This window comes from Rhizobacter sp. P1_G5 (genome assembly GCF_056405435.1).
In genome coordinates this window covers 1-5,257 of record NZ_JBFUCB010000442.1, presented here as the reverse complement: position 1 = coordinate 5,257, position 5,257 = coordinate 1, and the positions used below count along the sequence as shown (strand labels likewise).

Annotated in this window: 9 protein-coding genes; 4 read left to right on the top strand and 5 right to left on the bottom strand. The window is 70.3% G+C overall.

Features of this window, described 5'->3' with window-relative positions; translation table 11 throughout:
- Positions 1-196 precede the first annotated feature (196 nt).
- From AC1D12_RS24025 to AC1D12_RS24015, 3 genes are all read left to right on the top strand, one after another.
- Positions 197-469, top strand: coding sequence for a hypothetical protein (locus AC1D12_RS24025; protein WP_047501001.1), 273 nt, complete (start codon positions 197-199; stop codon positions 467-469).
- A gap of 231 nt (positions 470-700) precedes the next feature.
- Positions 701-916 (top strand): cold-shock protein, encoded by a 216-nt coding sequence (locus tag AC1D12_RS24020; RefSeq protein ID WP_047500174.1) that lies wholly within the window; start codon positions 701-703, stop codon positions 914-916.
- 83 nt (positions 917-999) lie between these two features.
- Positions 1,000-1,245, top strand: coding sequence for a hypothetical protein (locus AC1D12_RS24015; RefSeq protein WP_047500176.1), 246 nt, complete (start codon positions 1,000-1,002; stop codon positions 1,243-1,245).
- Between the two features lie 18 nt (positions 1,246-1,263).
- Here AC1D12_RS24015 and AC1D12_RS24010 read toward each other — a convergent pair whose 3' ends face one another.
- Entirely contained in the window at positions 1,264-1,518 is a 255-nt protein-coding gene (locus tag AC1D12_RS24010; protein WP_477843326.1) for a DUF1488 family protein, read from the bottom strand.
- Positions 1,519-1,765: 247 nt separating this feature from the next.
- On the opposite strand from AC1D12_RS24010, the gene AC1D12_RS24005 reads away from it, so the two are divergent.
- Complete coding sequence (locus AC1D12_RS24005; protein ID WP_477826857.1) at positions 1,766-1,960, top strand: hypothetical protein; 195 nt, start codon at positions 1,766-1,768, stop codon at positions 1,958-1,960.
- Between the two features lie 10 nt (positions 1,961-1,970).
- On the opposite strand, the gene AC1D12_RS24000 is transcribed toward AC1D12_RS24005, so the two are convergent.
- The 4 genes from AC1D12_RS24000 to AC1D12_RS23985 form a co-directional block, all read right to left on the bottom strand.
- Positions 1,971-2,750: an SDR family NAD(P)-dependent oxidoreductase gene (locus AC1D12_RS24000; RefSeq protein ID WP_047500180.1), complete on the bottom strand. Its 780-nt coding sequence runs from the start codon at positions 2,748-2,750 to the stop codon at positions 1,971-1,973.
- Positions 2,751-2,766: 16 nt separating this feature from the next.
- A complete protein-coding gene (locus AC1D12_RS23995; RefSeq protein ID WP_477843324.1) occupies positions 2,767-3,654 on the bottom strand; it encodes a 2-dehydro-3-deoxygalactonokinase in 888 nt (295 codons plus the stop codon).
- The gene (locus AC1D12_RS23990; protein WP_477843322.1) at positions 3,651-4,265 is read right to left on the bottom strand and encodes a 2-dehydro-3-deoxy-6-phosphogalactonate aldolase; all 615 of its coding nucleotides are present in this window, start codon (positions 4,263-4,265) and stop codon (positions 3,651-3,653) included. The genes AC1D12_RS23995 and AC1D12_RS23990 overlap by 4 nt, the downstream gene beginning before the upstream one ends.
- A gap of 85 nt (positions 4,266-4,350) precedes the next feature.
- The coding region (locus AC1D12_RS23985; protein WP_477843320.1) for an RNA polymerase sigma factor at positions 4,351-5,257 on the bottom strand (907 nt) is incomplete at its 5' end.

The window sequence follows — 5,257 nt, the reverse complement described above, 5'->3', positions numbered from 1 at the left end:
GGCCTGAACTGCGCCTGGTACGCCGACATCCTGATGACGCTGACCGACGACGAGGCGGCCATCGCCCCGTGACGCTCGCGGCCGTGGCGAGCCCGTGGCGGGCAAATCTCCTTGAAATCGTCACAGGTATGTCGGATCGCAGTGGTACTGTCGGAGTGTTCGCCGTTCAAAGTCGTTCCCGAAAGGCCTCATGAGCATGACCCGTTCCGCGCCTCGCCGACCCTCGACCGATGCGCCCGCCGTCTTCAAGGCGCCCCCCGCGACCCCCGCGGCTCTCAAACGACAGGCGCTGCGCAATGCCTTGCTCGGCACGGTGGAGCTGCTGCAGCACCGGCAGGCGGAACAGATCAATGCGAAGCTGATCGACGAGTACGTGGCACTCGACTGGTTCGAGTGGCGTGGCGGCTCGCTGCAGATCACGCTGACGGGCCAGAACATCTGCAAGCAGATCCGCAGCGGCCTCGTCTGAAGGCGTGATGCCGGGTGCGTTCGCATAGCCCAGCAGGGCTTTGCCGGCGGGCCGTTTCCGGCCAGGGCGTACCATGCGCCCGGTAGGCATGCATAAGACCGTCTTTCAGCAAGTCCTCATCCCTCGTTCCCGGGCCTGTTCCGGGGATGCCGGGTGACAGTCCCATCGTTGATTTTCTTGGCGTCTCTGCACTGCGCAGCATGTGCTGCGCATGACTCGAAAGGAATCGACATGACGACTCAAACGCAAACCGGCACCGTGAAGTGGTTCGACGAAGGCAAGGGCTTCGGCTTCATCACGCCGGACGGCGGCGGCAAGGATCTGTTCGCCCACTTCAGCCAGATCCAGGGCGGCGGCTTCAAGAGCCTGGCTGAAAGCCAGCGCGTTCAATTCGAGGTGACGCAGGGCCAGAAGGGCCCGCAAGCCTCGAACATCGTCCCGGCCTGACCGGAACGCAGGGGCCCGGCACGCGCTGGGTCTCTCAAGAAAACCGCGGCCTCGGTCGCGGTTTTTTCATTGGAGGGCGCGACATGAAGAACCTGCAGGAAGCCACCGAGCGCATCTGCGACCTGAAGGGCTCGCTGGTCGCGATGGACGCGCTGATGGCGGCGCTGATCCGTGTGCTGCCCGCCGAGCAGCGTGCCGAACTGCGCACGAGCTTCGAGGACAACGCCGAGGTTGCGCGAACCGTGATGCTGCATGCGTCGATCTCGGAACTCTCGATCGCCGCCTTCGAGCGCGACGTGGAGCGCACCACCGCGCTGATCGGGCCCTAGGCGCTTGCCCGTGCCCGCTCAGGCCTTCAGGTCGTGCTCGCGCAGCATCACCGGCTCCAGCGAGCCGGCGGCGAAGCGGCGGCGCACCGCGGCATCGATGTCGGCACGGTGGGCGGTGTAGGTGGCCACCGCGTCGGCACCGTCGAGGGATGCCCGGTAGCGGTAGTGCAGCGCCCGCATGCTGATGCTCGCCCCGATCGACGCGCCGTCGTCGAGCAGCACCCAGAAGCGCACGTCGCCCGAGGCGTCGTGGAGAAAAGGTGTGGGGGTCATGGCAGCGCACCCCGGGCGGGCGGGGCATGGCAAAGGAGCCTGATCGTATACCCCTCGCGCATACCCCTCGGCTTGGTTGACACGCCGTGGCAGTCTTGAACCAGGACGGTCGGCGATGTGACGGATTTCGTGCCAGGTGACGTGCCGCGTCACGGCCCTCCCCGGCGCAGCGCGGGCGGCCCCGCTGGTCCGCAACTTGCCATTGGATGCCTGACGCCGCCCCGTGCGGCCTTCCGAAAGGCATCCGATGTCAGCACCCGAGTCGTCGACCGCAGAAGTGGCCAAACTGCTGCACCGCCTGTGGATGCGCGTGAGCCGCGGCGACAGCGAGTTCGGCGACGACATGCAGGACACGGTGGTCGACCCCGACCGCGGCCTGGCCTTCGCCGACACCGAGGTCGAGGACCGCTTCCGCTTCGGTCCGAGCTACGGCCTGAACTGACCCGGCGCGTTCAGGACCAGCCCGCGTCGACGACGAAGCTCTGCGCGGTGCACATCTTCGAATCGTCGGCGGCGAGGAACAGCGCCATCGTCGCGATGTCTTCCGACTGAAGCCGCCCCGGCAGGCACTGGTTCGCGTCGAGATCCTTCTCGGACTCCGGCGTGACCCACATCCGCAGTTGCTTGTCCGTCATCACCCAGCCCGGCACCAGCGCATTGACGCGGATGTTGCGCTTGCCCAGGTCCTTCGCGAGCGAGCGCGTCAGCCCATGGATGGCGGCCTTGGTCGTCGCGTAGGCCGGGTAGCCGGCCCCCTTGATCATCCAGCTGATCGAGCCGAGGTTGATGATCGAGCCGCCGCCCAGGCCGACCATGTCGTCGACCACCGCCTGCGCCGCGAAGAACTGGTGGCGCAGGTTGACGTTCATGCACTGGTCCCAGAACTCCGGCGTCACTTCCTCGACCCGGTGGCGCTGGTCGTTGGCGGCGTTGTTGACCAGCGCGCCGATCGGACCGAACGCGCTGCGGGTCTGCGCGATGGCCGCCTGCAGCGCCGCGACGTCGGTCACGTCGCAGGGCATGAACAGCGGCTTCGGCGCGCCGTGCGGGTTGGGCCGCGCGGCGATCTCCGCCAGCAGCGCATCGGCGGCTTCGCGGTTGCGGCCGACGAAGCCGACCTTCGCGCCCTGCGCATGGAAGTGCTCGACGAAGGCGGTGCCGATGCCGGTGGTGCCGCCGCTGATGAAGACGGTGCGGCCTTCGAGGCTCGGGTAGTGGGCGAACTGGGTCATGGGAGGTTCCTGGTGTTCAATCGACCAGCCCGCGCGCCAGCGCCAGCCGGTGCAGGCCGCGCGCGGTCAGCGCCTCGGCATGGGCGATCGCCTGCAGGCCGCGCGCCGCCAGCGCACGCTCGTAGCGGCGGGTCAGCGCGGCGCTGCCGATCAGGTGGACGGTGCCGGTGGCCGGCGCGAGCCCGTTCAGCTCGTGGCCGACCAGCAGGCCCGACAGGTACGACGGTGCCGCCGCGCCGCTCAGCTCGCCGAACAGGCCGAGCGTGCGCACGCTGAAGAGCTGGTTCGGCAGGCCGCCGCTGCCGCGGCTGGTCTCGAGCCCGCGCGCGAAGGCGGCCTCGTCGTCGCCGGCCTCCTTGTCCATCAGCGCACCGAGCAGGCTGTGCTGCGTCAGCAGCGCATAGAGCTCGCCGGTCATCGCGGTGTGCAGGTGCGTGATGCGGCCGTGCTCGACGGTGATCCACTTGCTGTGCGTGCCGGGCAGGCACAGCGTGTGCGGGCCGGCGCCTTGCAGCGCCTCGAGCAGGCCCAGCACCTGGGTCTCCTCGCCGCGCATCACCTCCGGTGCACCGTGCGCTGCGCGGTCGCTCATGCCGGGCGCGATGAAGAGCTGCTGGCCCGGCAGCGCCGGCGTCTCGAACGCGAGCATGCCGGCGGCGATCGCGTCGGCCCCGGCCGGGCAGGCGACGTAGGGCACCTCGMGCCAGCCGTTGCGGCTGCCGATCATGCCGGCCATCACGATGTGCGGATCGCTCCAGCCGTCGATCTGCTCGCCCAGCACCGCCTCGAAGCGACCCTGGCAGGCGAGCAGCGCGGCCGGGGTGCTGCGCTGCGCCAGCACGTGGCCGGCGGCATCGAGGCGGTAGGCGCGCAGGCTGCTCGTGCCCCAGTCGACGGCGATCATCGGGCGGCCTGCAGCGCGGTGACGAATGCGCGCGCCATCTCGCTGGTGCGCGACACGTCCTGCCCCGGCTTGTAGAGGTCGCTGCCGAGGCCGGCGCCGATGCAGCCGGCGCGCAGGTACTCGCCCAGGTTGGCCGGCGTCACGCCGCCCACCGCGAACATGGGCACGCCGGCCGGCAGCACCGCCTTCAGCGCCTTCACATGGCCGGTGCCGTAGGTGGTGGCCGGGAACAGCTTCAGCGCCTGCGCGCCGGCATCGAGCGCGTCGAAGGCTTCGCTCGCGGTCGCAAAGCCGGCCGCGACCTGCAGGCCGCGCTGCACCGCGTATTCGATCAGCGAGGGCCGGGTGTTCGGCGTCACGACGAGCTTCGCGCCGACCTCGACCAGCGCATCGACATCGGCCGGCTTCAGCACCGTGCCGCCGCCGATCAGCGCCCGGCTGCCGAAGCGCTGCACGATGTCGGCGATGCTCTTCTGCCACTGCGGCGAGTTCAGCGGGACTTCGATCGCATCGAAGCCGGCATCGATCAGGGCCTGCGCATGGGGCAGGGCTTCTTCGGGGCGGATGCCGCGCAGGATCGCGATCAGCGGCAGGGAGGTGGTCCAGGTCATGGGGCGACAGCGTAGCGAGCGCTCCGGTGTCGCACAAATGAAATTTTGGGCCGCCGCCATGCCAAAACAGCGGCCCGTCAGCCCCTCAGTCCGGCTGCTCCCGCGCCCGCTGCAGCAGCAGTTCGCGTTCGCGCTCGTTGCGCGTCATCCCGGCGGCGCGCTCGAAGGCCTCGCGCGCCTCGGCGTGCCGGCCCAGCCGCGCGAGCAGGTCGGCGCGCACGCTCGGCAGCCAGTGGTAGTTCGCGAGCGCCGGTTCGGATTCGAGTTCGTCGACCAGTTCCAGTCCGGCGGCCGGCCCGAACGCCATGCCGACCGCCACCGCGCGGTTCAGCGCCACCACCGGCGACGGCGCCACCTGCTCGAGCGCGTCGTACAGCGCGACGATCTGCACCCAGTCGGTCTCGTCGGCGCGGCGCGCGCGGGCATGGCAGGCCGCGAGTGCCGCCTGCAGTGCATACGGGCCGCGCGCGCCGCCCAGCGCCTCGGACTGCGCGAGCGCCGCGAGGCCGCGGCCGATCATCGGCGCATCCCAGCGGCTGCGGTCCTGCTCCATCAGCAGCACCGGTCGGCCCTGCGCATCGGTGCGCGCCGGCGTGCGCGAGGCCTGGATCTCCATCAGCGCGACCAGGCCGTGCACCTCGCTCTCGCCGGGCACCAGGCCGGCCAGCACGCGGCCGAGCCGCAGTGCCTCGTCGCACATCGACGGGCGCATCCAGTCGTCGCCGGCGGTCGCCGAATAACCTTCGTTGAACACCAGGTAGATCACCTCCAGCACCGACCCGAGCCGCGCCGCGCGCTCGGCCGCCTGCGGCACCTCGAACGGCACGCGCGCCGCGCTCAGCGTGCGCTTGGCGCGCACGATGCGCTGCGCGATCGTCGGCTCCGGCACCAGGAAGGCCCGCGCGATCTCGTCGGTCGTCAGCCCGCCCAGCAGCCGCAGCGTCAGCGCGACGCGCGCATCGGTCGACAGCACCGGGTGGCAGGCGGTGAAG